The organism is Geobacillus sp. WSUCF1 (assembly GCF_000422025.1).
Taxonomy (GTDB): Bacteria; Bacillota; Bacilli; order Bacillales; family Anoxybacillaceae; genus Geobacillus; species Geobacillus zalihae.
This window is the reverse complement of the sequence record NZ_ATCO01000208.1, coordinates 1-222: the sequence shown is the minus strand read 5'-3', so window position 1 is coordinate 222 and position 222 is coordinate 1. Positions and strand designations below refer to the sequence as shown.

Here is a 222-nt window from a genome sequence, read left to right as displayed (position 1 = left end):
GATCTAATTGCTTCACGTCCACTGTTTTGCCTCAGCCATTTGCCAACCTCCAACAGCGCTGCCAAGCGGTGCGCATGGGCGCCAGCAAAATTTGTTTGAAGGAAAAAAAGTTGTCGATTTATAATAATAAAAGCATGCCCTATCTATTGCTCTTTTATTTTCAGTTTACCATAATGAGAGTAGAGCGCTAGCCATTCATGCAAAAAAAATGAACAAAATTAA

1 protein-coding gene is annotated in these 222 nt (G+C 39.6%); it reads left to right on the top strand.

From position 1 onward, the window contains the following. Positions 1–191: hypothetical protein (locus tag I656_RS19520; RefSeq protein ID WP_235048669.1), on the top strand; the 191-nt coding region annotated here is incomplete at its 5' end. Positions 192–222: the final 31 nt, after the last annotated feature.